This is a genomic window from Actinomycetota bacterium (assembly GCA_035765775.1).
Taxonomy (GTDB): domain Bacteria; phylum Actinomycetota; class CADDZG01; order JAHWKV01; family JAOPZY01; genus DASTWV01.
Genome location: DASTWV010000035.1, coordinates 27,051 through 50,204, shown reverse-complemented (window position 1 = coordinate 50,204; position 23,154 = coordinate 27,051). Strand labels below are relative to the sequence as shown.

General features: G+C 70.4%; 25 protein-coding genes. 8 read left to right on the top strand and 17 right to left on the bottom strand.

Translation table 11 applies throughout. The features are described 5' to 3' along the window. Positions 1-86 precede the first annotated feature (86 nt). Complete coding sequence (locus VFW71_07685; protein ID HEU5002642.1) at positions 87-1,451, top strand: RDD family protein; 1,365 nt, start codon at positions 87-89, stop codon at positions 1,449-1,451. A 144-nt stretch (positions 1,452-1,595) separates the two neighbouring features. Here VFW71_07685 and VFW71_07680 read toward each other — a convergent pair whose 3' ends face one another. The 6 genes from VFW71_07680 to VFW71_07655 all read right to left on the bottom strand — a co-directional run bounded on the left by VFW71_07680 (position 1,596) and on the right by VFW71_07655 (position 6,137). Then, positions 1,596-1,841, bottom strand: coding sequence for a zinc ribbon domain-containing protein (locus VFW71_07680; GenBank protein HEU5002641.1), 246 nt, complete (start codon positions 1,839-1,841; stop codon positions 1,596-1,598). A 12-nt stretch (positions 1,842-1,853) separates the two neighbouring features. Then, positions 1,854-2,465: a hypothetical protein gene (locus VFW71_07675; GenBank protein ID HEU5002640.1), complete on the bottom strand. Its 612-nt coding sequence runs from the start codon at positions 2,463-2,465 to the stop codon at positions 1,854-1,856. Between the two features lie 93 nt (positions 2,466-2,558). After that, positions 2,559-3,065 (bottom strand): DUF4395 domain-containing protein, encoded by a 507-nt coding sequence (locus VFW71_07670; GenBank protein ID HEU5002639.1) that lies wholly within the window; start codon positions 3,063-3,065, stop codon positions 2,559-2,561. A gap of 99 nt (positions 3,066-3,164) precedes the next feature. Beyond that, on the bottom strand, positions 3,165-3,986 hold the full coding sequence (locus VFW71_07665) for a PIG-L family deacetylase (protein ID HEU5002638.1): 822 nt from the start codon (positions 3,984-3,986) through the stop codon (positions 3,165-3,167). Positions 3,987-4,101: 115 nt separating this feature from the next. Beyond that, positions 4,102-5,688: a hypothetical protein gene (locus VFW71_07660; protein HEU5002637.1), complete on the bottom strand. Its 1,587-nt coding sequence runs from the start codon at positions 5,686-5,688 to the stop codon at positions 4,102-4,104. Further along, the gene (locus VFW71_07655) at positions 5,685-6,137 is read right to left on the bottom strand and encodes a TadE/TadG family type IV pilus assembly protein (GenBank protein ID HEU5002636.1); all 453 of its coding nucleotides are present in this window, start codon (positions 6,135-6,137) and stop codon (positions 5,685-5,687) included. The genes VFW71_07660 and VFW71_07655 overlap by 4 nt, the downstream gene beginning before the upstream one ends. A 304-nt stretch (positions 6,138-6,441) precedes the next feature. On the opposite strand from VFW71_07655, the gene VFW71_07650 reads away from it, so the two are divergent. Next, positions 6,442-6,906 carry a nitroreductase family deazaflavin-dependent oxidoreductase gene (locus VFW71_07650; GenBank protein HEU5002635.1) on the top strand — a complete coding sequence of 155 codons (465 nt, stop codon included), beginning with the start codon at positions 6,442-6,444 and terminating at the stop codon, positions 6,904-6,906. An 18-nt stretch (positions 6,907-6,924) separates the two neighbouring features. Next, entirely contained in the window at positions 6,925-7,476 is a 552-nt protein-coding gene (locus tag VFW71_07645) for a TetR family transcriptional regulator (GenBank protein HEU5002634.1), read from the top strand. Between the two features lie 169 nt (positions 7,477-7,645). Here VFW71_07645 and VFW71_07640 read toward each other — a convergent pair whose 3' ends face one another. Then, positions 7,646-8,764 carry an SEC-C metal-binding domain-containing protein gene (locus VFW71_07640; protein ID HEU5002633.1) on the bottom strand — a complete coding sequence of 373 codons (1,119 nt, stop codon included), beginning with the start codon at positions 8,762-8,764 and terminating at the stop codon, positions 7,646-7,648. A 1,236-nt stretch (positions 8,765-10,000) separates the two neighbouring features. Here VFW71_07640 and VFW71_07635 point away from each other — a divergent pair. The 3 genes from VFW71_07635 to VFW71_07625 all read left to right on the top strand — a co-directional run bounded on the left by VFW71_07635 (position 10,001) and on the right by VFW71_07625 (position 11,880). Next, positions 10,001-10,531: a septal ring lytic transglycosylase RlpA family protein gene (locus tag VFW71_07635; protein ID HEU5002632.1), complete on the top strand. Its 531-nt coding sequence runs from the start codon at positions 10,001-10,003 to the stop codon at positions 10,529-10,531. A 177-nt stretch (positions 10,532-10,708) separates the two neighbouring features. Further along, positions 10,709-10,885 carry a hypothetical protein gene (locus VFW71_07630; protein ID HEU5002631.1) on the top strand — a complete coding sequence of 59 codons (177 nt, stop codon included), beginning with the start codon at positions 10,709-10,711 and terminating at the stop codon, positions 10,883-10,885. Next, positions 10,882-11,880, top strand: a complete 999-nt coding sequence (locus VFW71_07625; GenBank protein HEU5002630.1) for a methyltransferase — start codon at positions 10,882-10,884, stop codon at positions 11,878-11,880. Before VFW71_07630 ends, VFW71_07625 begins: the two co-directional genes overlap by 4 nt. Here the strand turns inward: VFW71_07625 and VFW71_07620 are convergent. The 8 genes from VFW71_07620 to VFW71_07585 form a co-directional block, all read right to left on the bottom strand. Then, positions 11,817-12,932, bottom strand: coding sequence for a PHB depolymerase family esterase (locus VFW71_07620; GenBank protein HEU5002629.1), 1,116 nt, complete (start codon positions 12,930-12,932; stop codon positions 11,817-11,819). The genes VFW71_07625 and VFW71_07620 overlap by 64 nt on opposite strands. A 30-nt stretch (positions 12,933-12,962) precedes the next feature. Further along, on the bottom strand, positions 12,963-13,373 hold the full coding sequence (locus VFW71_07615) for a VOC family protein (GenBank protein ID HEU5002628.1): 411 nt from the start codon (positions 13,371-13,373) through the stop codon (positions 12,963-12,965). 59 nt (positions 13,374-13,432) lie between these two features. Continuing rightward, complete coding sequence (locus tag VFW71_07610) at positions 13,433-14,203, bottom strand: hypothetical protein (protein ID HEU5002627.1); 771 nt, start codon at positions 14,201-14,203, stop codon at positions 13,433-13,435. Between the two features lie 145 nt (positions 14,204-14,348). Next, the gene (locus VFW71_07605) at positions 14,349-15,140 is read right to left on the bottom strand and encodes an ABC transporter permease (protein HEU5002626.1); all 792 of its coding nucleotides are present in this window, start codon (positions 15,138-15,140) and stop codon (positions 14,349-14,351) included. Further along, positions 15,137-16,108, bottom strand: a complete 972-nt coding sequence (locus VFW71_07600; GenBank protein HEU5002625.1) for an ATP-binding cassette domain-containing protein — start codon at positions 16,106-16,108, stop codon at positions 15,137-15,139. The genes VFW71_07605 and VFW71_07600 overlap by 4 nt, the downstream gene beginning before the upstream one ends. Beyond that, on the bottom strand, positions 16,105-16,977 hold the full coding sequence (locus VFW71_07595) for a DUF4097 family beta strand repeat-containing protein (protein HEU5002624.1): 873 nt from the start codon (positions 16,975-16,977) through the stop codon (positions 16,105-16,107). The genes VFW71_07600 and VFW71_07595 overlap by 4 nt, the downstream gene beginning before the upstream one ends. 66 nt (positions 16,978-17,043) lie before the next feature. Then, entirely contained in the window at positions 17,044-17,568 is a 525-nt protein-coding gene (locus tag VFW71_07590) for a YlcI/YnfO family protein (GenBank protein HEU5002623.1), read from the bottom strand. Positions 17,569-17,643: 75 nt separating this feature from the next. Beyond that, on the bottom strand, positions 17,644-19,212 hold the full coding sequence (locus VFW71_07585; protein ID HEU5002622.1) for a glycosyltransferase family 39 protein: 1,569 nt from the start codon (positions 19,210-19,212) through the stop codon (positions 17,644-17,646). A gap of 18 nt (positions 19,213-19,230) precedes the next feature. Here VFW71_07585 and VFW71_07580 point away from each other — a divergent pair, with 18 nt between their 5' ends. After that, a complete protein-coding gene (locus tag VFW71_07580) occupies positions 19,231-20,838 on the top strand; it encodes an HD domain-containing phosphohydrolase (GenBank protein HEU5002621.1) in 1,608 nt (535 codons plus the stop codon). Between the two features lie 113 nt (positions 20,839-20,951). Beyond that, positions 20,952-21,368, top strand: a complete 417-nt coding sequence (locus tag VFW71_07575; protein HEU5002620.1) for an ester cyclase — start codon at positions 20,952-20,954, stop codon at positions 21,366-21,368. Between the two features lie 119 nt (positions 21,369-21,487). Here VFW71_07575 and VFW71_07570 read toward each other — a convergent pair whose 3' ends face one another. Together VFW71_07570 and VFW71_07565 are read right to left on the bottom strand one after the other, a co-directional pair. After that, a complete protein-coding gene (locus VFW71_07570; GenBank protein ID HEU5002619.1) occupies positions 21,488-22,378 on the bottom strand; it encodes a hypothetical protein in 891 nt (296 codons plus the stop codon). 424 nt (positions 22,379-22,802) lie between these two features. Continuing rightward, a complete protein-coding gene (locus tag VFW71_07565; protein HEU5002618.1) occupies positions 22,803-23,084 on the bottom strand; it encodes a type II toxin-antitoxin system Phd/YefM family antitoxin in 282 nt (93 codons plus the stop codon). Positions 23,085-23,154: the final 70 nt, after the last annotated feature.

Below are 23,154 nucleotides of genomic sequence, written 5' to 3'. Positions count from 1 at the left end.
CGTTCCAGTGCGGTGCGATTCAGTTGCGATTCGGTGGCGATTGCGCAGGTGCGAGTTCAGTGTAGGGGACCCCATATGAGCACGGGATGAGCACGGACGCCAATTCCATCGTCACGCCCGAGGCGGTGGCGCTCGACCTCGACCTCGCCGAGCTCGGCTCCCGGGTGGGGGCCTACGCCATCGATTTCCTGGTGCAGATCGGCATCTGGGTGGCCCTCGCCATCCTGACCGGGATCGGCTCGGCGTTCGGCCTGCTGGGCAGCAGTGCCACCGGGCAGGCAATCGTCTTCGCCATCGGCTTCATCGTGGTGTTCTGGGGCTACTTCCCGCTGTTCGAGGAGATCTGGAACGGCCGGACGATCGGCAAGCGGGCGCTCGGCCTGCGGGTGGTGCGGGTGAGCGGGCAGCCCTCGGGCTTCGTCTCCATCCTCGTGCGCAACCTGCTGCGGCCCATCGACATGGCACTGCTGGGCCCGATCTTCATGGTCCTCACCCGGCGGCACCAGCGCATCGGCGACCTGGCGGCCGGCACGGTGGTCATCCGGGAGGCGAAGAAGGCGCAGCCGGTGCCGGTCATGCTCACCTACGGTCCGGCCCCCGACTTGCCGCTGGACACGTCGGGCCTAACCGACCAGGAGTACGGCCTGATCCGGTCCTTCCTGGAGCGGCGCTACACCCTCGACCCGGGCGCCCGGGGGGCGCTGTCCGCCCAGCTGGCGGGCATGGTGCGGGGCAAGGTGCCGGGCTCGATGGCGTACGGGTGGGGCGACGAGATCCTCCTGGAAGCGGTGCTGGCGACGGTGCGCCAGCGCTACCTGCAGGCCCCGGCCTACGCCGGCACCTGGGCGCCGCCCCCGGTGACGCTGCCGGTGGACCTCGTGGCCCCGGCGCTGGCGGACGGGGCTTTGGGGACTGACGAGGCGATCGGGGCCAGGGCGGACGGCGAGTTGGGGGACGAGGCGTTGGCGGACGAGCTGGACTTGAAGCCGTTCGTGTTGGAGCCGCCCGCGGCCGAGACCGAGGCGCCGCCGGAGGCGGGGCCGGTCGAGGCTGTGCCGGAGCCCGAGGTCGAGGCGCCGCCGCAGGCGGGGCCGGTCGAGGTTTTGCCTGAACCCGAGCCCGAGGTCGAGGCGCCGCCGGAGGCGGGGCCGGTCGAGGCTGTGCCTGAGCCCGAGGCCGACGCCGAGGCGCCGCCGGAGGCGGGGCCGGTCGAGGCTTTGCCTGAGCCCGAGGCCGAGGCCGAGGCGCCGCCGGAGGCGGGGCCGGTCGAGGTTTTGCCTGAGCCCGAGGCCGAGGCAGGCGACATTGGGATCGAGCCCTCGCTCAATTCGGCCCTGGACGTAACTGCGGTGCAGCCCGAACCTGGCGCAGAGGTCGAACTGGAGGCGGTGCCGCTCGAGCAGATCACGCCCGCCGCGATAGCAGAGCCAACGGGGGTTATTTCCGACTAAGAATCACGCAGGCCCGCGCGATCGTGAGTCAACGTCCCTGTCCAGGCGTCGGGAAGGCCCGATCGTGATTCTGCGTACATCGGGGTGTTCTATGTGGCTCCCCATGTACGCAGAGCTCAACCCGCCCAGCCGAAGCGGAAATCCCTAGTGGCCGCAGGCACAGCCCCCGGCACCGCCGCAGCAGCCGCCTCCTCCCCCGGAGGAGGTCGATCCTGCGTAGGCCCCGTAGCTGTCCCCCGCCCGCCCGCCGACGCCGGCGATCACCGAGATGAGGCGCCGGGTGGTGGCGCTGGTGCAGCTGGGGCAGGCGACCTGGTCCGCCTTGGCGGAGGTCGTCAGAGCTTCGAAGCGCTGGTTGCAGTCCTGGCAGAGGTAATCGTGAATAGGCATGACACCACTATCTCACGAGGAGGTCACCACCACCGTCAGGGCGTACATGCGGAAGGCCTGGGGATTGCCGCTCGCCATCTCCTCGAGGGCGAAGCTGGTGGTCCCGGGGGCGACAGCGGTGAGCGTCAGGCGGAAGTCCGTGGCGGTCGCCGTGCTCGACGGCGGGGCGGGGCTGGACGACGGGGCCGGGCTCGGCGTGAACACCCTGGTGCCCGACACGGCCAGCACCGAGGCGTCGGGCTGGATGGTGACCTGCCAGGCGTAGCTGGGCTCGACCGCCAGAGTCAGGTTAAGGACGGTCCCGGCCTTCACCGTCATGGTCGAGCCGCTTGCCTGCGTGACCTGCACAGTCGGTGTCACCGAGGGGGTCGCCGACGGGGTGGCATGGGTCGGTGACGGCTTCGGTTTCGGGCTGGGCGACGGCGACGGCGACGCTGTGGGCGAGGGCGTAGCGGTGGCCGTCAGGCCGGGCACCGAGGCGGTGATCGCCGGAGCGGGCTCGGAGCTACTGGGCGTCGGTCCGTTGGAGTTGTTCTTCGATTTCCCACACCCGGCCGCCAGCAGGGCGACCCCCAGTGCCACCAGCACCACCCGGCCTGTGCGGCCCCACCCCGGCATTGCCATTGCAGCAGCCTCCTCCCCGGCCAACACCTGCGGCGATCCCTCCAACCGCCGGGGTGAGTTTCCGGCGCGGGGGGTGGGAAACGCAAGAAGGAGTCAGGCGGTGGGGCGCACGCGCAGGGCGAGGTTGTTGCACTCCTCGCACACGCTGGTCGGGATGATGCCCGCCCGCATCAAGAGGTTGAAGATCTTGCAGCCCATGCAGTAGGCGAAGACGGACTCCAGGGTCGCCGCCCCGATGAGGAGAGCGAGGACAATTTCGGCGGCTCCCCACTGCTTGAAGCCGACCGCCAGGACGGCGGCCGTGACCGAGAAGCCCACACCCATGGCCTGGGCGAAGCGCTTGGGGGGGCCGGGCACGGGCTTGGCCGCGAAGGGCAGCCGGGGTGTCACCACCCGGGTGACCAGCTGGCCGAGCGGGCTCAATGAAGGCCCGGTCAGCACCCGGGCGATGAATCCGTAGGCGATGACCAGGGTGATCCACTTCTGGTCGAAGACGATGGCCGAGAGGCTCATGAGGACGACCCCGCCCGCCACCAGGCGCGCGGAGACCTCATTCACCGGGTTCGGGAAGCTGAAGATCTGGTGGAGCCGCTCGTCCATCACCACCCTCCCCTTTTTTGTACCGTCTTAATAGGGAGAATGATAGCGCCGCCGCCGGAGACGGGCAAACTCTGGGAAGGAGGGTCCTACCGGCGGGTCCTACCGGAGGCCGGCGAAGAGGTCGACCTCGGGCACGGGGACCCCAGTGGTGTCCGATGCCCGGATGAAAGTCTCCTCGCCGAAAGCGAAGTCGAACAGGTCCGGGGGGAGCTTGTTGAAGAACGACTCGTCCATCTGGCTGGCGTGGGCCTGGACGGCTGCCCGCTTGGCCTGGGCGTAGGCCTTGACGTCCACCGCGGTCGTGATCTTGGCCTCGCTCGCCTGGAGGCGCTCCACCCACGCCGGATCGGGGTCTGAGAACGGGGACTCGATCCCGCGCTCCTGCATCATCGTGGCCAGCTTCTGCCAGTTCTTGAGGCTCAGCGCCGTCAGGTAGAGCTTGCGGGGGATCCCGGTGGCCTTCGCCGTGGCGAGCGTCACCCGGGCGGTCTGGACGTGGTCAGGGTGGTCGTAGGCGGACTCCTCCTCATAGGTGACCACCACATCGGGGCGGTAGTGCTCGAAGAGGGCGGCCAGGCGCTGGGTGGCCTCCTCCAGGGGGACCCGGGCGAAGACCCCCTGGTTGGCCTTGTACTCCCAGTCCACCATCCCGGAGTCGTGGTAGCCGAGCATCTCGAGGTGGGTGACGTTGAGTGCCCGGCAGGCGGCTTCAAGCTCGGCCTTGCGCACCTTGGCGACCGCCTCGGGGTCGTGGCCCTCCTGGCCGGGCTTGACGCCGCCGGGGCCGTCGCCGTACTCACCGTTGGTGCAGGTGACCACGACGGTGCGGATCCCCTCGGCCGCCGCCCGGGCGAGGATGCCACCGGTGCCGATGGCCTCATCGTCGGGGTGGGCGTGGACCGCCATAAGGGTCAGTGCCATGGCTCCAGGCTACACGCAGCGCCCCGAGGCGCCGGGGTTGCTCGGGAGTGGAGTCGGGGGGTGGGGACCCCGCCAGGCCCCCACCCCCTCGACAGGTGTTGCCCTTCCTGCGCTCCTACTTGACCAAAGAGGGAGCCGAGCAGGAAGCCTTGTTGCCGAGGTAGTCGGCGGTGTCGACGTTGGCGCCGATCGAGGCCCCAAGGGCCGGCCCGATGGCGTTGACCACGTTGCTGACCAGCGTGCCCACCAGTGGGTCCAGCACCGCTGTGGTCAGCGCGATCGGCAGCCCGAGGGGTGTAATGGTCAGCGCCACAGTGGGTGTCCCCAGCGTCGAGCTGACCGAGACCGGCGTCGGCAGGGACGGGTTCGGCGTGTTGCCCGGCGGAATGAAGTTGAAGTTCGTGGGCTCGTTGACCTGGGTGCCGGAGGTCGAGCTGTTGGGGATGGCAACGGTCCCGCCCGTGGTGGCCACGTTCAGGCCCAGGAGCTTGATGGTGCCCCCGCTGATCGTGGTGTTGACCGGCAGGAACCAGGTGCCCAGCTTGATGTCCGTAGGGTTGGCGCTGGTGCAATCAATGGCCGTCAGGGTGCCGGTGGCTCCGCCGAGCGTCAGGTTGATCGGCAGCGTGACGCTGAAGAGCGAGAGTCCCACAGAAACGTTGAAGCCGATGGTGAGGCTGACCGTGGCCTGCGTGTTGGTGGCGGAGATGCCCACGGGGCCGTAGGCACTCATGGTGGGGGGAACGATTGCGGTCACGTTGGTGCTGATGCTCGTCAACCCAAGCAGAGAGGCGTTGAGACCAAGTGCGATCCCAGCATTCTGGTTGGCGAGCTGCACCCCTCCCTCGATCAGCTGCAGCAGGTTGACGCCGGTGCCCAGGCCCACGCCATTGCCCTGCTGGAGGTTGAGGACCTTACCGAGGTTGACGGTGGAGCTCCCGTGGGAGGCGAGGTTCACAGCGGTGGCGAGCAACGAGAGCTGCGCTGCCGCCGTCGGGTTGCCCGAAGCGTTGAGCAGGCCGGAGGAGGCACTGAGGAGCTGGCCCACGGTGACGTTCTGGGCCAGGACCTGATCGGGCGAGAGCGCCCCGAATCCCAGCTGGGTGGCGAGGGCGCCGAGTGTGATGTTGCCCGACGCCAGGCCCTGGTAGCCCACCAGGCCCAGGCTCCCACTCGTCCCCAGGGCGTTCAGGCCGACGTTGACATCGACCAGCGTGGTGCCGACCGAGAACTGCGCCTTCCCGGAGTTGGTGGCGCACGCGTAGCGGGTCAACTCGGAGTGGCTCGCACCGAAGAAGTCGTCGTAGGGGGTGGTGACCGCGACCTGGACGGCGTTCGGGCTCACCCCGCCGACGGTGCAGTTGCCGTTGGCGTAGGTGGCGAGCTGGGCGCTGACTGTGGTGCGGGACTTCGTGTGGTCGACGCCGTTGCGCAGGGCGCTGGCATAGGCAAGGGTCTGGTAGGTGCCGGCCTGGATGCCCCAGGAGGCGTCGAGGGCGCCGAGGTCGGCGGCCGCCTGGTCCCGGCGCAGCTCCATGACCCGGCCGGTGATGTCCACGGCGAATGCGGTGCCCAGGATCATCACGGTCAGGAGCATGGCGGCGAGGATGGCAATGACGCCCCGCTCACCGTCGGGGCCTCGCAGTGCGTAGCGGAACCGGCGGGCGAGCCAGGCACCGGCGCAGGACATGCGGGTGCTCATGACACCCCGACCGAGTACTGCACGTTGAGGCTGGATGGCATGACGAGCCCGAGCCCGGGAGCATTGGGGATGCTCGGGTGGGCGCTGTACGGGAAGGAGACGGCAACGGTGACGGTGACGCCGGCGGTGTAGCTGGCGTTGCACGGCACCGCGGTGGCGGTGATCTGCGCGAAGGAGTTCTGGCTCATCGACTTGATCGCGTTCTGGGCGGCTGCCTTGGCGGTGTTCTGGTAGCCGAAGCACTGGTTGCCGCTGGCGTCCGGCGCCGCACCCACCGCGGCGCGGGCACCCTCGGCGGCGGACTCGGTCATGACACCCTTGGCGGCCATCGCCAGGCCGAAGGACAAGCCCCCGTACACGAGCAGCAGAAAGACGGGAACGATCAGAGCGAACTCGAGGGCGACTGTCCCCCGGTCGTTTTTACGAAGTTGGAGCCGTCGCAACCTCATCCTCACCCCTCCTTGAAACCTGATCCGGTCGTTGTGCGAAGACACAGGCGCCCAGACGCCGCTGGCCCCGCCGCGTCTGGTCCTCCTGCAGTTATGTGATCGGCACCCGCATGGGGGCGGCCAATGGCTAGAACGGGCTATTTCCTGGGCACCAACTGGCGTATGGGCTAGTCCCAGTCGGGGGTGTCCGGTAGCCCACAGTGGGGGGCCCTGGCCCCCCCCGGCCCCCCGAAGGCGCTTGACAAGCTAACGTCGTTAGCCTACAGTGATGGCTAACGTAGTTAGCCTCTCGAGGGGAGCCGTCATGGCGCAGACCGAGCCGGTGCACTACCAGGAGCCCGGGTTCTTCACCAAGCACGTGTTCAACGGCATCGTTGCGCTGTCCACCCGGCTCGGGCTGAGCGTCTGGGGCAGCCGGGTCCTGGAGGTGCGCGGGCGCACAACTGGGGAGCCCCGACGGACCCCGGTGAACCTCCTGAAGCTCGACGGACGGGAGTACCTGGTGGCCCCCCGGGGCGAGACCCAGTGGGTACGCAACGTGCGGGCCGACGGCGGCCGTCTGGTGCTGCTCCTCGGCAAGCGGCGGGAAGCCCGGCAGGCCCAGGAGCTAGCCGACGACGAGAAGGTGCGGGTGCTGCGGGCTTACCTGCGGCGCTGGAAGGCCGAGGTGGGCGTGTTCTTCGGCGGCGTCGGGGCCGACTCGACCGACGAGCAGCTGGCCGCGATAGCCCCCCGCCACCCGGTGTTTGTGCTCGAGCGGCCGCAGTGAATGCTTGGTGAATAACGGATGCAGGAGACCCTGACCCCCCGGGCGGCGGAGGTGGTGGCCGCCGCCCGCCGGCTACTGGAGGCCGAAGGGCCGGCCGTGCCGACGATGCGGCGGGTGGCCGGGGAGCTCGGGATCCGGGCTCCCTCCCTCTACAAGCACCTGCGCGGCAAGCAGGCCATCGAGGTGGCGCTCATCGAGGCCGGGCTGGAGGAGATGGGCGGTGCCCTGCACGACGAGCTGCGGGCGGCCCCGCCGTCCGAGGCCATCCCCCGGCTGCTGGCCCGCTACCGGGCCCTGAGCCGGGCCCAGCCGAACCTCAACCGCCTGGCGACCGCCGGACAGCTCCCCCGGGACCTGCTGCGGCCCGGGCTCGAGGACTGGGCGGCGGAACCCTTCGTGATGGTCACCGGTGAGGAGAACCTCGCCCGGGCCTTGTGGGCCTTCGCCCACGGGTTGATGATTCTGGAGATCGACGGGCGGAGCCGGCCGGGAGCCGACCTGGACGGCACCTGGGCGGCCGGGGCGGCGGCCTTCCGGGCAGCAGTGGCGGCGCGGCGGGGGCTTACCTAATCCTAAAGGGGAGGTTCTCGCCGCGGCCTCTCGGCCAGGCCAGGGATTGAGGTCGATTGGCACGCAAAAAGCGGCAAAGTGCCCTCATCGCAAATCGACGGGCCGCGGCGGCCAGCCAGGTCGTACACGACGAGTTCAGCGCTAACAGTCCCAGTCTAGGTCCGGGCCACTAGACAAGTGCAACGGGTGAGCCACAGCACACCTTGTATTTCTTCCCCGAGCCGCACCAGCACACATCGTTGCGCTCCGGAGGCCACTCCCGGCCGTGGCCGTCGGCGAGGAGTGAGGCGGCGTAGTCGGCCCGCGCCCGGCCGCTGCCCGGGTCGAGGCCAGGCTGCTCGGCACAGTAGGCCAGGAGGCCACCCATCGAGAGTGGCACCATGATCAGCCGGGCGCCGAGTCCGGTGGCCACCTGGGAGACCCGGGACTCGATCTCGCGCAGGTAGGCGGTGTGGTCGGCGGGCATGTCCTCCAGGAGCGATGGCCACTGGGCGGTGGCCCGGGGCCATTCCTCAGCGGTGAACCAGGCGACGCCCATCGAGACCGACCCGGCGGTGGGAACCCGGGCCCCGGGCGCGTCCTCCATCTCCTCGGCGGTGGGCGGCGGGCGCCAACCGCAGTGCAGGCACGGGCCGGGGGGCGGTGGCTCGGTGGCAAGGTCCTCGGGCCACTCGGGGAGTTGCCAGCTGCCGGGCGGCGGCGGCTCCCAGGTGCGCAGGAAGGCATCGACCCGCTCGTCGAGGTCCCCGCCACTGGCGTCCATGTGCTTCAGTGCCTCCCGGCGGCCCTCCTGCAACGCCCGGACCAAGCCCTCGGGGTCGCCGGCGGCCATGGCCACCTCCACCCCGTCGCTGAACCACTGCAGGGCAGCGCCGTAGTCACCCACCGAGAGGTAGCCGTCGCCGGCCGAGCGGAAGAGCCAGGGGTCATCCGGGGTCCGGTCGCGGAGTGAGGCGAACAGGGCGTCGGCCTGCTCCCGCCGGCCGGCCATCAGGTGGAGGCGGGCGACATCGGCGTCGGGATGGGGCCATGCCCGGTGCCCGGCGGCCATGGCGTGCTCCAGGGCACCGATGGCGTCGTCGTAGCGCTCCTGCAGGGCGAAGGCCTCGGCGAGGCCGGTCCAGAGGTCGGGCAGGTAGAAGGCGTGTGGGGAGCACGGGTGTGCGATGGCGTCCTGGCAGGCATTGGCCACTGCCCGCCAGTCCCGCTCCCGGGCGGCGGCGTCGATGGCGCCCATGAGGGCGTGGGCCTCCCGGACCGAATCCTGGGGCGTGATGGCGGGGCTCACAGGCGAAGTATAGGGAGAGCCATCCGTGCGCCGTCATGGCCGCCTCCCATCCCCGCATCGGGCGCCGGGAATCCTCCCCGCTTGCGGGCCGCCGGGGAGCTGCACCGGGCACCGGCGCGATGCCGCATGCGGCCCACCTGGCTGCTGGAGGGTTCGAGGGGGGCTACGCCGCGCACATCATCCGGGGGACATTTGAACCGCTGGCCGGGACAGAAGTCCCCCACTTCAGCCGAGGGGCCGGCATGCGTGGACCCCGAACGCGTCGGAGCCCGGACCCGGCCCCAACTGGACACGCTCCGCCCGCCCCTGCCGTTTGTGACGAGATTGTGAACGCCAGGCGACGGCTCCCTGACCTTCGGCTGAACACTCACCCAGTTGTCCACATGCTGTGGATGAAGGTGCGCCTCGAGGGAGGGTCTTTGTCGGTTTCGTCGGGCCAGCTTGGTGCCATTCGACTGATAACCGGCGCCCTAAATGCCTCGCGGGCTCCAGATCACGAAACCATACCGAAACGAAGACTTGCACGAGAGATTTGTCTGTCGTGCGGCCTGATTTCGAGCCAATCTGCATATTAATAAACCGTAACCATCTCGCTAGAGTTCCACCTGAGTTTGACGAATGACAGGCGTGTATGTGTAAACTCCCAACCCTGCAGAGATGAGCGGCACCCACCGTAGCCGACAGCCGGAACTTGGGGGGGTGAGGCGAGCAACAGGCACTGCGGATGCTGCACATCGCGCTGGCGCGCCGGGCGCGCAGGCGGCGGGAGAGGGATTGCCGGGCTTGCCCAGGGCCGACCGTTGTGGGGGAACGGCCCCGAGATGGGCGTCTGGCGCATCGGACAGGCACGGTCTGGGGCGTGTTTTCGCGCCCCCAGTGGGGAGCAGGTGGGGCGGTCTGCGATGACGGCCGCCGGCTCCCGGGCAGACGTGCCACGAGCAGGGAGGGTAAATGGCAGGACCCTTTGGTGGCTTCAACGCGCCCCCGTCTGGACCGAGGTCAGCACCCCGGTCAGCGCCTTGGTCAAGGGGACAGCGAACCCAGCCAATGCACGAGCGCAATCCACCTGCGCGGCACTCACTACAAGCGCACAAGGCCGCCGGAACGCGGCTTCGGCCATGGGCATCAACGCTGGGATCATCGCCAGTTCTGCACGGGTCGAAGCCACGCCGCCGGGTTCCCCTTCATCTGCACCGAATCATCCTCGCCTCCGCTGGTCTGCTCGCGCTGATTGTCGTGCCGCTCGTCCTGCTGCCTGCCCTGCAGGCGAACCGGAGCACCCGCCGGGACGAGCGGGGACCACCTGCTGGTGCCCTGGGGGCAGCAGGGCCCGCGGTCCAGCTGGCGGATGCCTCCAGCCCGCGCCCCGCCCCGTCGATCTCGCCGCTGATTGCCATCCCGAAGGCATTGACGGGTAACGAAACCCCCGAAGCTACGGACCTGAGCGGGAAACATATCCCGCTGGGACCGGGCAGCACCATCGCCTCGTGGTATCCGGGGCGGCCCATCGCCTGCTTCCAGAACGGTGCCCGGCATGCCCTGCCCACCGGCTTGGTCATGTGGGCCGCCGACAAGTCCCTGCCGTGCGGGACGACGATCCAAGTCACTGGACCCGCCGGCACCGCCACCCTCCTGATCGAGGACCACGGCCCCTACCTGACCCCGGACCGCGGCCTCGACCTCTCCCCCGCCGCATTCAAGAAGGTCGTGGGTCCGCTGCCCGTCGGCATCGCGGTCGTCACGTTTAAGGTCACGCACGTAGGCTGAGGTGGTTTCCTCCGGCATGAACAAGGCGTAAACGGACCGGGAACTTTCAGCGTATTTTTTGGCCGACTGGCCCGTTATCGGCCGCCCAGGGACCCGGACATTGGTATCCTCGAATAGTTCAAGGATCTTTTGTCGGTATCTACTGGCGACCGGCTGGCGCTGGGCAGGGAGCGGTTCATGCGGCAGCGCAGGGCACGGTTGAGGGTCGCCACCGCCACGGTCGCGGGTGCCGCCGCCATCACCGAAACCCACCAGATCAACGGCAAATTCCAGAAGGGGACACCCACGGCCTACATCTACACGACGCGCTATACCCTGTGGTGCATCCCGCCGGTGGGTCATCACCGCCCGTGACGGAGCCCGCCCAGCCGGCGGTTGACCTGCGCCGGCTGACGGACCTGTGCACGCCGTGGTGCATCCACGTGGCGGCAACCCTGCGGATCGCCGACCACATCGCCTGCCGGGAGGACGCCGGGCCGGTGCCGGTGGAGGACCTGGCGGCCGCCGCCGGGTGCGATCCCCGGGCGCTGCATGCGGTGCTGGGCCACCTGGTGGGCGCAGGCATCTTCCTGGAGCCCGAACCCGGATGCTTCGCCCGCAACGCCGCCGCCCGCGAGCTGCAGGCGCAGTCCCCTTTCCTCGACCTCAACGGCATCGGGGGGCGCATGGCCGGGGCCTGGGGCACGTTGCTGACCTACGTGCGGACCGGCCAGCCCGGCTACCGGGAGGCGTTCGGGCTCCCGTTCTGGGAGGATCTCGCCGCCCACCCGACCGTGGCGGCCAGCTTCGACGCCCTCATGGGGCCGTCGGGCCACGGGGAGCCGAGCGCCGACGTTGCCATCGCGGGCGGCTGGGAGGCCGTGCGGAGCGTGATCGACGTCGGGGGCGGCACCGGGAGCTTCCTGGCGGCGCTGCTGCGCGCCCACCCGCACCTGCACGGGACGCTGGTCGATCTCCCCGGGACGGTCGCCCGGGCCTCCGATGCCCTGCGGGATCCCGCGCTCGCCGGCCGGGTGGCCGTATGCGGCCAGAGCTTCTTCGACCGCCTGCCCCCCGGAGCCGATGTCTACCTGCTGCGCAAGGTGCTGAACGACTGGCCGGACGCCGAAACGGTCCGGATCCTGCAAAGCTGTGCCGCGGCGGGCGGGCCGGACGGTCGGGTGGTGGTGACGGGCGGCGTCGTGCCCGATGACGCGCCCCGCGGCCTGTCCATCGAGATGGTTCTGCTGGGCGCCACGCACAACACCCTGGCCGAGTTCCGGAACCTGGCCGCCCGGGCAGGCCTTCAGGTGGTGGGGGCTGGCGCGCAGTCCTCCGGGCCGTTCGTCGTGGAGTGCCGGATCTTCTGAGCAGCCCCGGGTGAGCCGGGTGTGGGGCCGCACGGCCCGGCTTCGGTGAAGGCCGCCACATTGGGCAGGGGATGGGCCATAAAGAAGGCCCACATGGCGTCGTTGGCGTTGACAGCATTCGACTGGGGCCCCAGCGAGTTGGTCCAGGACCGGGGCATCAGCGGCCCGGCGGGCCATTCGTGACCCTCGCCGTTGAGGGTGAACAGCTCGACCATCGCCCCGTCGGAGCAACCGGAGTAACGGATGAGGCTGAGGTCGGGCATCGGCCGAGAGCGGGTCCCAGGCATCCGGCAACCGTCCTGGCCGCCCCAGTCCTCGGCCGCCTGGGTCACCGAGTAGGTCCAGCTGGGCTGCCCGTGGCCGAGGTACGGGTTGACGGGGTCGGCGGTGCCATGGAACGAGATGACCGGCACGGCCCGGGTCGTCGGGCATGGGAAGGGGCGGCGCAGCCCGCTCACTGCGGCGATGGCGGCGAAGGTCGCCGACGATTCGCAGGCCAGCGAGCTCACCATGCGGGCTCCCCCGGAGAACCCGGCGGCGTACACCCGCCGGGCGTCGATGCAGTAGCGGCCGCCGAGGATACGGACGAGGCCGGTGAGGAAATCGACGTCACTGGGCGCGCTGCGGGGGACCTGGTGGGTGCCGTAGAGCGGCACGCCGGGCACGTTCCAGTCATAGCCCTGCCCCGCCGGGAGGGCGGCCTGCGGGTAGGCGATCAGGAAGTTTTGGTCGTTGGCGGTGACGTCCATCCCGGAGAGCACCTCCTGGCCGGCGGCGGTGCCGTTGCTGCCGTGCAGGTTGAGCACCAGGGGAACCGGGGCCATACCGGTGTACTCCTCGGGCACATGGACAATGACCGTGCGGCTGACTCCGTCCACCATCAGCGCCAGGGTGGTCGACCCGGACCGGGCGCCGGCGCCGCACCCGGGTCCGGCGAGGACCGGTGTGGCGGGGGTGGGGGACGGCGGCGGCGCCTTGGGGCGAGGCGCGGTACGGCGCGCAGCACCGCCGCACCCCGCCAGCATCAGGGCGAGCACCAGCAGGGTGGCCATCCGGGATCTCGTCATGGGCGCCCGCAGGGCTCAGCGCGTTCCGTGCGACACGATGCCAACGACGTTGCCCGCGGGGTCGGCGACGGTGGCGAGCCACCGCACCGGTCCGTCAGGCTCGGGCGGCGAGACCACCGTCCCGCCGTGGTCCTCGACGGCACGCAGGGCGGGGTCCATGCCGGCGACGAAGATCCATCCCAGCGGGCCGGCCGCCGGGGAGGGCGGCCGGTCGGTCACCCACTGCCCGATGATGCCGGGGGCCTCGAAGCCGGTGTCGGGCGGCGAGACGTGCCAGCTGAAGACCGCCCGGTAGAAGCCCGCCGACCGGGCGACGTCGAGGGCCGGGATCTGGAGGTAGCAGAGCTGGCCATGGGCGATGGGGCCGATCGACTCCCCGTCGTGGTCGTAGCGATCGTCACTCCCCTCTGCCATGGCGGCACCCATGTTGCACCCGTCGGGCCATTTTGTCTCCCGCATCCCGGGGGTGCCGGGGCGGGTCCGCGCTACCACGCCTCCTGCGCCTGGGGCCGCTGCACGTCCCGCCCGGTGGCGGCCAGGTAGGCCACCAGGATTACGATCAGGGCGGCCAGGACGAGGCTGACCCGGCCGGCACCGAGGCCCAGCCCGCCGGTCGACGTGGGCTTGCCCAGCCAGTCGGCCACCGAGGCGCCGAGTGGCCGGGTGACCACGTAGGCGAACCAGAACGAGAAGGTGGCGCCCCGCCGGAAGCGGGCGTACCCGATGGCGGGGATGGCGATCAGCACGGCGAACGCCAGCGCCGACCGGACATAGCCGAGGTGGAGGCTGAACGCCGTCAGGTCGCCGGTCGCCGTGCCGAGGGCGAACGTGGCGCACACCGCCGCCCAGTAGAAGAGCTCCCGGGAGGGGCGGTCGATGCTGTGGATCGAGAGGGTGTGCTCGGTCCGGTCCCAGGTGATGAACACCGCGGCGAGGCTGAGGCCGTAGAGGATGGTCGAGGCGACGTAGGGGACATGGAAGCCCACGTGGAGGACATCGGCCGCCATGGTGCCGAAGATGCCCACCATGACCACGGCCAACCAGTAGTTCCAGGCCTGGTAGCCCCGGGTGCGGAACTGCCGGGCGAGAGCGAAGCAGAAGGCGGCGAAGCCCAGCAGCACCGCCAGGACGGGGGCCATGGCGTGGACGAGGTAGTCGGAGGTGGACTCGCCCAGGGCAGTGGAAAGCCCCTTGATGATCCAGAAGAAGGCGGTGATCTCGGGCACCCGGAGGCGCCGGTGGGCCTGCTGGCTCATTATCGTCCTGGCTCCGTCCGGTGGGTGGCCGTCGTGCAGCCGCCGCAGTAGGTTCGGTTTATCCCGGGCGGTCTAAGGCGGGCGTAGGAGATGAGCCGACGTCAGGGGGCTGCAGGCCCAACAGGGCTCTGGTGCGCAATCGCCCTCACCGCACCGGCAGGTGGTCGTAGCGGGCACGGGCCCACAGGTACCCCACCACGCCGATCGCCCCGCACCAGATCACGGCGATGACGGCGGCGTGGCCGATCGGCGACCCGGTGAGCAGGCCGCGCAGGGCCTGGATCACCGGGGTGAACGGCTGGTTCTGGGCGAACCACCGCACCCCGGCGGGCATCGACGCCGTGGGCACGAAGGCGCTGCTGATGAAGGGCAGGACCACCAGGATCAGCGCCAGGGAGTTGGCCCCGGCGGGCGTCTTGGCGAAGAGGCCGAAGGCGATCGCCAGCCAGGTGACGGCCAGCGTCAGCAGGGCGAACAGGCCGGTGGCGGCGAGCCATCCGACCGGGCTGGCGGTGGGCCGGAACCCCAGGGCGATGGCCACGCCCACCACGAGGGCGCTGCTGGCGAGGGTGCGGAGGGCGCTGCCGAGCACCTGCCCGGTCAGCACGGACGCCCGGCTGATGGCCATGGTGCGGAACCGCTGGACGATCCCCTCGGTCATGTCGGTGGAGACGCCCACTGCGGTGGTCTCGGCCGCCGAGCACGCGGTCATCAGCAGGATCCCCGGGACGAGGTAGTCGATGTAGTGCCCGCCCGCCAGAGCGGCGGTGCTCAGCCCGGCCCGCAGGGTGTGGCCGAAGACCCCGGCGAAGAGCAGCAGGAACAGGAGGGGGACGGCGAGCCCGCTGATGGCCATCATCGGGTAGCTGAGTGCATGGCGCAGGTCCCGGCGCAGCATCGTGCGGGAGTCCCGCAGGGCGTAGGCGGCGGTGCTCATGCGAGAGCCTCCTCGGATTCGTGTGCGGTGGCGGGGGTGCTGCCGGTCAGGGCGAAGAAGACGTCGTCGAGGTCGGGCGTGTGCACGGTGATGCGCTCCACGCTGGGGGCCAGGTCGCCCAGGGCCTGGTGCAGGGCGGTGAGCGCCCCCAGGCTCTGGTCGATGGGGACCCGCAGGACGAGGGCCTCGTCGTCCCGGGACCCCTCGCCCAAAGCATCGGCGGCGGCGGCAAGCTGGGCCTTGGTGCGGAACTCCAGCTGGGCGTGGCCGCCTGGGATGCGGGCCTTCAGCTCGGCCGGGGTCCCCTCGGCCACCAGGTGGCCGCGGTCCAGGAAGGCGATCCGGTCGGCCAGCTCGTCGGCCTCGTCGAGGTCCTGGGTGGTCAGCAGGATGGTGATGCCCCCGGCCACCAGCTCCCGGATGATCGCCCACATCGTGCGCCGGCTCCGGGGGTCCAGGCCAGTGGTCGGCTCGTCGAGGAAGATGATCCCCGGGTCGCCGATCAGCGTCATCGCCAGGTCCAGCCGCCGGCGCATGCCGCCCGAGTAGGCGGCGACCGGCTTGCGGGCGGCGTCGGCCAGGTCGAAGCGCCCCAGCAGTTCCGTGGTCCGGCGCTGGCCTTCCGCCTTGCCCAGGTGGTTGAGCTCAGCCATCAGCCTGAGGTTCTGCTCGCCGGTGAAGATGCTGTCCACGGCGGAGAACTGCCCGGTGACGCCGATCGACCTGCGGACCCCCTCGGGCTGGCGGGCGAGGTCGAAGCCGCCGACCATCACGTCGCCCGCGTCCGGGGCCAGCAGCGTTGCCAGGATCTGCACGGTGGTGGTCTTGCCCGCCCCGTTGGGGCCCAGGAGGGCGAAGACGGTGCCCCAGGCGATTTCCAGATCGATCCCATCGAGCACGACCTGGTCCTTGAAGCTCTTGCGCAGGCCGGTGACCTTCACGGCGGGGCCGGTCGCGTGCCCCCTCATGACGCCGCCGTCCCGCTGCGGGCCGGGGTGCGGTGGATGGTGATGTCGCCGTAGGCGGTACGGGCCTTGATGTCTACCGAGCCCTCGCCCGCCCCGGGCTCGCCGCCGGCCCGGAGGTCGTTGCGCACCGTGCCGAAGCTGGTGTGGACATCGAGCCAGGCGGCGACCCCCTCCAGGACGCCGATCTCCACCGAACCGGCGGCGGTCTCGGCGACCACCGCCCCGTGCGCTGCGCCCCCGATCTCGATATCGCCGTTGGCAGTCTTGGCGGTGACCGTCTCCCGGGCCTCGCCGACCGTGATGCGGCCGTTGGCCGAGACCACCCGCAGGTCCCCGGTCACGGTGCCGACCCAGCAGTTGCCGTTGGCGTTCTTGATGACGCCGGGACCGTTCACCGCGCCGACGTGGATCTGCCCGGAGCCGGTCGAGATCTGCAGGGCACCGACGGACCCGGCGGTGATGTCGCCGAACCCGGTGCGCAGGTGGACCGGGCCGGAGTCCTCCATCTGGATGTCGCCGGCGCCCACGGTGGCATTGACGTCGCCCAGCACCCCGGTCGTCTTCAGGGTCCCGGTGCCCAGCTCGCTGGTGAGGTGCGAACCGGCGGGCAGCTCGATGCGGACATCGACCGACTCCTTGGGGCCCCAGAACGTGTACTTGCCCCAGCCCTTGGACGTCCGCACGACGAGGCGGCCGTCGGCGAATTCGACCCGGGCCTGCTCGGCGGCGGTGACGTCGCCCTTCTTGGAAGCGTTGGAGGGGCGCACCTCAACGGCAGTGTCGGTCCGGTCGGTGGCGGCGATCTCGATGCGGCCCATCGCAACCTGGACGGTGACGGCGATGGGGCCGGGCGTGGCGAACACAGGCATGGCGAAGACCTCCTCTGGTGAAGTGGGTGGTGCGGGTGTGGAATTGGTGGTGCGGGCGGGTGGGCGCTAGCGGACCCAGCCGGTGTAGCGCTGCGGCCCCCGGGGGACATGTCGTTCCCGCCGGCGGGCGTGCTCGGTGCGGTCGATGGCTGATCCTGCGGCACGGACCAGCCAGGCGTTCACGGAGAGGCCCTCCCGGGCGGCTGCCTCTTCGATCCGGGCCTTGAGCTGGTCGGGTAGGCGGAGGTTGATCCGGGAGACCGCGCCATCCTCGCTGTCGGCATACGCCGCCGGGGCGGGGTCCGGCTCGTCGCCGTCTTCGGCCTCCTGGGTGTCCGCCGGGATGGAGGGGGGCAGCGTGACGACGAACTCCGGGCCGCTGCCCCGCAGGCGCAGCTCGACCGAGCCCGGGGCCAGCTCGAGGGTGATCTCCTCGGCGGCCAGGGCGAGCACGTCCTGGAGTGTCAGGCGAACGGCGGCGTCGAGCGGGGCGGCGAGGCGCTCGGCGAGCGTCTGGGCCTCCTCGTCCCCAGCCGCGGCGGCCACAGCCAGCTGCTGGTGGATGTTCTCGACGTACGGTCGCAAGTCCATGGCGCCATTGTGGCACCATTGTGGTGCCACGTCAAGTGCCTTTCTGATGCCACCCGGGTGCCGAGTCGGGCGGGGTCAGCCGTAGTGGCGGAAGGTCGGCCAGAGGGCCGTCCAGGGGGTCGTCTGGCCGCGGCAGAGCCAGACCGGGGCGCCCTCCTCGTCGTTGTCGACGCCTGCCTGGTTGTGCACGGTGCCCGCCAGGGTGATGGCGGCGAAGGCGTTGGCCGGGAGCTGGTCGCGGTCGAAGCCCACCAGGAGGGCAGGGCCGCCGGAGGGATGCGGGGTGCCCCAGAACCAGTAGTTGTTGTGGCCGCTGTAGGCCCGCGGGAGGCCGAGGCGGGGGCCGAACCAGGCGATGGCGCTGGCCTCGCCGTAGTTGGAGGTGACGATGACCGCCGTGCGCCGGTCGGCGGCCGGCAGGGAGTCGTACGCCCGGGCGACCGCCCCGACGAAGCTGGGCCAGCCGATCTGCTCACCGAGGTCATAGTTCGCCTTGTTGAGTTTGAGGGTGCCCACCGCCGAGGCCGGGAGCACGGGCAGCGTGGGGATGAGGCCGATGGCGCCCACGACGACGATCCACACCACGACGGCTCGGGGACTGCGCCATATCCAGGGTTTTCTGCGGGCGGTGCTGCGGAAGAGGGCGTGCCTGCCGGCGAGGGCGCCCTCGAGGACGCAGGCCCCGGCGGCCAGCGCCAGGGTGTAGATGCCGGAGAGGTAGTAGGGGCGGTCGCCGATGACGATGGCGTTGGCCACGAACATGACGGCGTAGGCGACGGCTGCCCACCGGTAGGGCCGGAAGGCGGTGTCCCGCCACAGTGCCCAGAGACCGGCCAGCCAGAGGAGGATCACCCACCAGCCGGGCAGCAGGACCTGGTTGAGGACGAACGTGATGGTGCTCCCGAGGCCCGAGTGCTCGCGGCGCAGGCTCCGGGACATCGCCAGCGACGGCCAGTGGTGGCGGGTCTCCCAGATCAGGTTCGGTGACCAGATGACCAGCGCCAGCACCGCGCCCGCCCAGAGCCACGGGCTGGCCAGCAGGCGGCCCTGCCGGTTGACCAGGACGCCCACCGCGACGCCGGCGACCAACAGCAGGATGGTCTCGTTGTTGAGCAGGGCCAGGCCGGTGACGGCGCCGATGGCGAGCCACAGGCGGCCGTCGCCGGTGCGGATCAGGCGGACGAGGAAGAAGAGGATGGCCGCCCAGGCCAGGAGGTCGAAGGGCGTCGTGTTGGCCGTGTGGCTCCCGGCGAGGAAGATTGGGGCGCTGGCGACCGAGATGGCGGCCACCACCTGGGCCACCCTCCGGCCGCCCAGCTCCCGGGCGATGAGCCCGGTGAGGACGATTGCGGCCGCGTCGCACAGGGCGGGCAGCAGGCGCAGCCCGGCGAGCGAGCCCCCGAAGAGCTCCCGGGCCAGCCAGGCCCACCCGACTGCCAGTGGGGGCTGGTCGACGTATCCCCACGCCATGTGCTTGGAGGCCTCGAGGAAGTAGAGCTCGTCACGGTGGTAGCCGAAGCGGGTGCTGACCGCCATGAGGAGCACGAAGGCGGCGAGGGCGACCACCGCCACGCCCGTGAGCTCCCGGGGGGGCGCCGGCGACTCCGGCCGGACCAGAATCCTGGCAGCGTTGTCCTGGATCACAGTCGTAGGCTTACCCGCATGGAGAGGGCGGCTCCAGACCCGGGTCCCGGCGCCCCCGGCGCACAGCCCACCGGCGTGCGGCTGTGCGAGCTCATGGGAGTCATGTCGCTCGCGACCGATCTCGGGACCGGAGCGCCCCTGGAGTGCGGGTTGGCGGTGTGTCGCATGGCACTGGCCATCGGAGACCGCATGGGCCTGGCCGAGGAGGACCTGCGCCGGGTCTACTACCTGGCGCTGCTGCGCCACATCGGCTGCACGGTCAAGTCCGAGGCCATGGCGATGGTGATGGGCGACGACCTCACCCTCGGGGGGAAGCTGGCGCCGCTGGACCTGGCGGACAACCGGGCGGTGGCGCCGGTGGTGCTGGGCGAGATCCGGCACAACTTCCCCACCTGGCAGTTCCCCGTGCGGGCAGTCCGGGCGGCCATGTTCGGCGCCCGGGTCCAGGAGGGGTTCATCGCCATCTGCGAGGTGGCCCAGATCATGGCCGACCGCATGGGCTTCGACGCCCGGTTCCAGGCCGACATCGCCCTCACGGGCGAGCGATGGGACGGCAAGGGCGGCACCGGCCGGGTCCGGGGAGAGGACCTCCCGCCGACGGTGCGGGCGGTCTACCTGGCGGAGGGCGTCGACTGGCTGCGGCGCTCGATGGAGCACAGCGCGATCGGGGAGGTGGTGCGGGGCCGCCGGGAGACCATGTACGCCCCGGATGCCGTGGACGCCTTCCTGCCGGCGGCAGACGAGATCGTCACCTCGGTATCCAAGCCGGGGTCGATCTGGGATGACGTCATGGCCGAGGAGCCGGGGGCCGAGGAGGGGTTGTCATCGGAGCGGCTGGCGGAGGCGCTCCGGGCGATGGGTGACTTCGCCGACCTGAAGAGCCACTACCTGCTGGGCCACTCGTCGGGAGTGGCGGCGCTGGCGTCGGCGGCAGCCCGGGGGGCGGGGATGGGCGGCGATGCCGAGATGCTGTACCGGGCGGGGTTGGTCCACGACATCGGGCGGGTTGGGGTCAACTCCCGGATCTGGTCCACCGACCGGCCCCTGTCGGCCGACGACTGGGAGCAGGTGCGGCTGCATGCCTACTACACCGACCGGGTGGTCGGCCGGCCGGCGGCGCTCAAGGGCGTGTCGCAGGTGGCCTCCATGCACCATGAGCGGCTGGACGGGTCAGGCTACTTCCGGGCGCTGCCCGGGGGTGCGCTGGGGGCACCGGCCCGCCTCCTGGCCGCCGCCGACGCCTTCCGGGCAATGCAGGAGCCCCGGCCCCATCGGCCGGCCATGGACGCCGATCAGGCCGCCCGGGTCCTGCGGGACGAGGTGCGGGCGGGCCGGATCGACGGTGACGCCGCCGACGCCGTCCTGGCGGCGGCTGGGCAGCGCCCGCGCAAGCGCCGGGAGCAGGTGGCCGGCCTGACCGAGCGGGAGGTGGAGGTCCTGCGCTTGCTGGCCCGGGGAGCCACGAAGCGGGAGATCGCCCGGCAGCTGGTGATCTCGCCCAAGACCGCCGACGCCCACGTGCAGCACATCTACACCAAGGCCGGGGTCTCGACCCGCCCGGCGGCCACGATGTTCGCCCTGCGCCACGGCCTCCTGGACGCATCGGACTCCTCCGCCTCGGAGTAGCGCCGCCGGGGGCGCAAAGATCGGGTGATCGCCCGATGTGGCCGTGTGCCCCGCCGCCGTACCGTTCTCCCAGTCCGCAACACCGTGGGCGGTGCGACCGAAGGGAGAGGGCAATGGCCGAGGTGGGTAAGGAACTGGTGGAGGACATTTTCACGGCGATTTCGGCGGGGGACTTCGATGCGCTGAACGACCTGGTGCACCCGGACTACCAGGAGATCGGTCCATTCCCGGTTGCCCCCGGGCGGGAGGGATTCGTCCAGCTGTTGCAGATGTGGCGGGCGGCCTTCCCGGACTTTGTCCTTACGCCGGGCGAGATCCTCGTCGAGGGTGACCGGGCGGCGTGGAAGGTGGTCGGCACCGGCACGCACCTGGGCGAGCTGGCGGGCATCCCGGCCACCGGGAAGAAGATCAGCTTCAGCTCCATCGACATCGGCGAGATGCGCGACGGCAAGGCCTACCGGCACTGGTCGAGCCCGGACATGCTGGGCCTGTTCACCCAGCTCGGGGTCATCCCGCCGCTGGGGGGCTGATGGGGCTGATGGCCCCCCGGCGAGGGCCGGGGGGCGGGCCCGGTGCCCGGGGCGTACTGCCAGGCGATCGAGGCCTGGCTGCCCAAGGTGACACCGGACGGGTAGATGCCGATCCACGCCTACCCTTTGGGGTGACGGAAATAGACCGTTATGGCGTCCCGCTTCTTGTTGGGTTCCGTCTCCTCCAGGTTGGCCTGCCGACCCCCGGGCGTAGCATGGAACTTGGCCCCGAGGTCGTCAGTCTCTTTCTTCAGGCGCTTACCGATCTCGGCCGGCGTCCCGCCCATCGAGGCGTAGAACGCCTTCTCGGCGGCGGACCGGTCGGCGCCGGTGAAGGTGGCGCTCATTCCCTTGGCCGTGGCGATCATCTGGTCCCACGGGCCCAGGATGTCGTTGAACGCCCCACGGTGGTCTTCTACGTGCACGTCCTCATGCACCTCGACCCCGGCGGCGAACTTGCTGTCACTCGGCCGCCCCTTCACCGTCAGATCGAACGCCGCTCGCTGTTTGAAATCGTCGAGCGCGAATCCGAGGTTGCCGAGCATCTCGATGTTGCCCGCCACGGGCCCAGGCACGGACGCCTTCCACGGTGGGCTGGTGGGCAACTCCATGCGATAGCCGACTCGATTGATGGACTCGCGCCCCACTCTAAGCCGCACTCCTCCGCCCCCGTCGGGCCCGACGCTGAAAACGGGGCCGTGGACCACCTGTTCCTTGTTCTGGTCATCGACCACCACGCCGTTGACCATCGGTGGGGTCACGCCGAAGTCCTCGAAGTCGGTGACCGACCGCGTGAGGTCCCGGGTCTTCGGGCGCTGGCCGTCCACCCACTGGACCAGGCGCTGCAGGGGGAGTGTCGCCGATGGCCCCGTGGAGGGCCTCGACGAAGCGAGGAGGGAGCAGACGGCACTGTTTCCGGCCAAGCGCTGCAACGCCACGATGTCGGTCGCCTGCCGGGTCGCACCTAAAATCTTTGGAGCGGCTGTTCGACCTCGGCGCTCGGCGTCCACGGACGAGACGGTGCCCGAAGTGCGGAGTAGGTGCGGTCTCACATCGCCATAGTGCTGCCGGGTGGCCGACCTCGGTAGGGACCTTCGGGCAACCTTTGGGGCAGATTCGCCCGGTACGGCCTCTACAAAGCGGGGCGCCGAGCGGGGGCACGGCGCAGACTCGCTAGCGCGGATCAGTGCGGTAGGCAACAGAGCGATGGCGAACGGTTACAACGCGCAGGACCTTCTTCTGCCCATCGGTTTGGTAGATGACCCGGTACGTCCCAAGCCGCAACGATCGTAAGGCGCGGAGGCGCCCTCGCAGCTCGTAGCCGGCCTCAGGAACTCGCTCCAGCAAGCCGAGTGCCTCTGCGACGGCGTCCGCCAGGCGAAAGTCAAGATCGAGGATCTCCCGCCGAGCTCGCCGGACGAGCTCGACCTTCACCTACGACCGTGCCCGCCCGGCCAGGTCACGGCGAAACTCGCCCAGAGTCACCGTCTCGCCCCTCGCCGCCTCCTCGAGCCCGGCCTGAATGGCAGCCAACGTTTGGGGATCGGAGAGAATCTCGGCCGTTTCCTCGAGGGCCTCGTACTCGTCCACAGGGACCATCGCCGCGGCCGGGCGGCCGCGACGGGTGATGATGACGTGCTCGCGCAAGTCGGCGACCTGGTCGATGACCTGGCTCAACGCATTGCGAAGCTCCCTCACGGGCACGGTCTTACTCACGACATGCAGTGTACCTTACTGCGTACACATCCGGTGAGGCGTCGGAAAGCCAGACAAGACGCCGCCTGTT

Bases quoted from the DNA above. Each gene is read 5' to 3' on its own strand.
- VFW71_07670 (HEU5002639.1), bottom strand. From the start codon at position 3,065: ATGGACGAGCGGCTCCACCAGATCTTCAGCTTCCCGAACCCGGTGAAT.
- VFW71_07665 (HEU5002638.1), bottom strand. From the start codon at position 3,986: ATGGCACTGACCCTTATGGCGGTCCACGCCCACCCCGACGATGAGGCC.
- VFW71_07630 (HEU5002631.1), top strand. From the start codon at position 10,709: ATGCGGCAGCGCAGGGCACGGTTGAGGGTCGCCACCGCCACGGTCGCG.
- VFW71_07650 (HEU5002635.1), top strand. From the start codon at position 6,442: ATGGCGCAGACCGAGCCGGTGCACTACCAGGAGCCCGGGTTCTTCACC.
- VFW71_07595 (HEU5002624.1), bottom strand. From the start codon at position 16,977: ATGCCTGTGTTCGCCACGCCCGGCCCCATCGCCGTCACCGTCCAGGTT.
- VFW71_07680 (HEU5002641.1), bottom strand. From the start codon at position 1,841: ATGCCTATTCACGATTACCTCTGCCAGGACTGCAACCAGCGCTTCGAA.
- VFW71_07605 (HEU5002626.1), bottom strand. From the start codon at position 15,140: ATGAGCACCGCCGCCTACGCCCTGCGGGACTCCCGCACGATGCTGCGC.
- VFW71_07620 (HEU5002629.1), bottom strand. From the start codon at position 12,932: ATGGCCACCCTGCTGGTGCTCGCCCTGATGCTGGCGGGGTGCGGCGGT.
- VFW71_07615 (HEU5002628.1), bottom strand. From the start codon at position 13,373: ATGGGTGCCGCCATGGCAGAGGGGAGTGACGATCGCTACGACCACGAC.
- VFW71_07655 (HEU5002636.1), bottom strand. From the start codon at position 6,137: ATGAGGTTGCGACGGCTCCAACTTCGTAAAAACGACCGGGGGACAGTC.
- VFW71_07600 (HEU5002625.1), bottom strand. From the start codon at position 16,108: ATGAGGGGGCACGCGACCGGCCCCGCCGTGAAGGTCACCGGCCTGCGC.
- VFW71_07645 (HEU5002634.1), top strand. From the start codon at position 6,925: ATGCAGGAGACCCTGACCCCCCGGGCGGCGGAGGTGGTGGCCGCCGCC.
- VFW71_07685 (HEU5002642.1), top strand. From the start codon at position 87: ATGAGCACGGACGCCAATTCCATCGTCACGCCCGAGGCGGTGGCGCTC.
- VFW71_07660 (HEU5002637.1), bottom strand. From the start codon at position 5,688: ATGAGCACCCGCATGTCCTGCGCCGGTGCCTGGCTCGCCCGCCGGTTC.
- VFW71_07580 (HEU5002621.1), top strand. From the start codon at position 19,231: ATGGAGAGGGCGGCTCCAGACCCGGGTCCCGGCGCCCCCGGCGCACAG.
- VFW71_07575 (HEU5002620.1), top strand. From the start codon at position 20,952: ATGGCCGAGGTGGGTAAGGAACTGGTGGAGGACATTTTCACGGCGATT.
- VFW71_07610 (HEU5002627.1), bottom strand. From the start codon at position 14,203: ATGAGCCAGCAGGCCCACCGGCGCCTCCGGGTGCCCGAGATCACCGCC.
- VFW71_07590 (HEU5002623.1), bottom strand. From the start codon at position 17,568: ATGGACTTGCGACCGTACGTCGAGAACATCCACCAGCAGCTGGCTGTG.
- VFW71_07675 (HEU5002640.1), bottom strand. From the start codon at position 2,465: ATGGCAATGCCGGGGTGGGGCCGCACAGGCCGGGTGGTGCTGGTGGCA.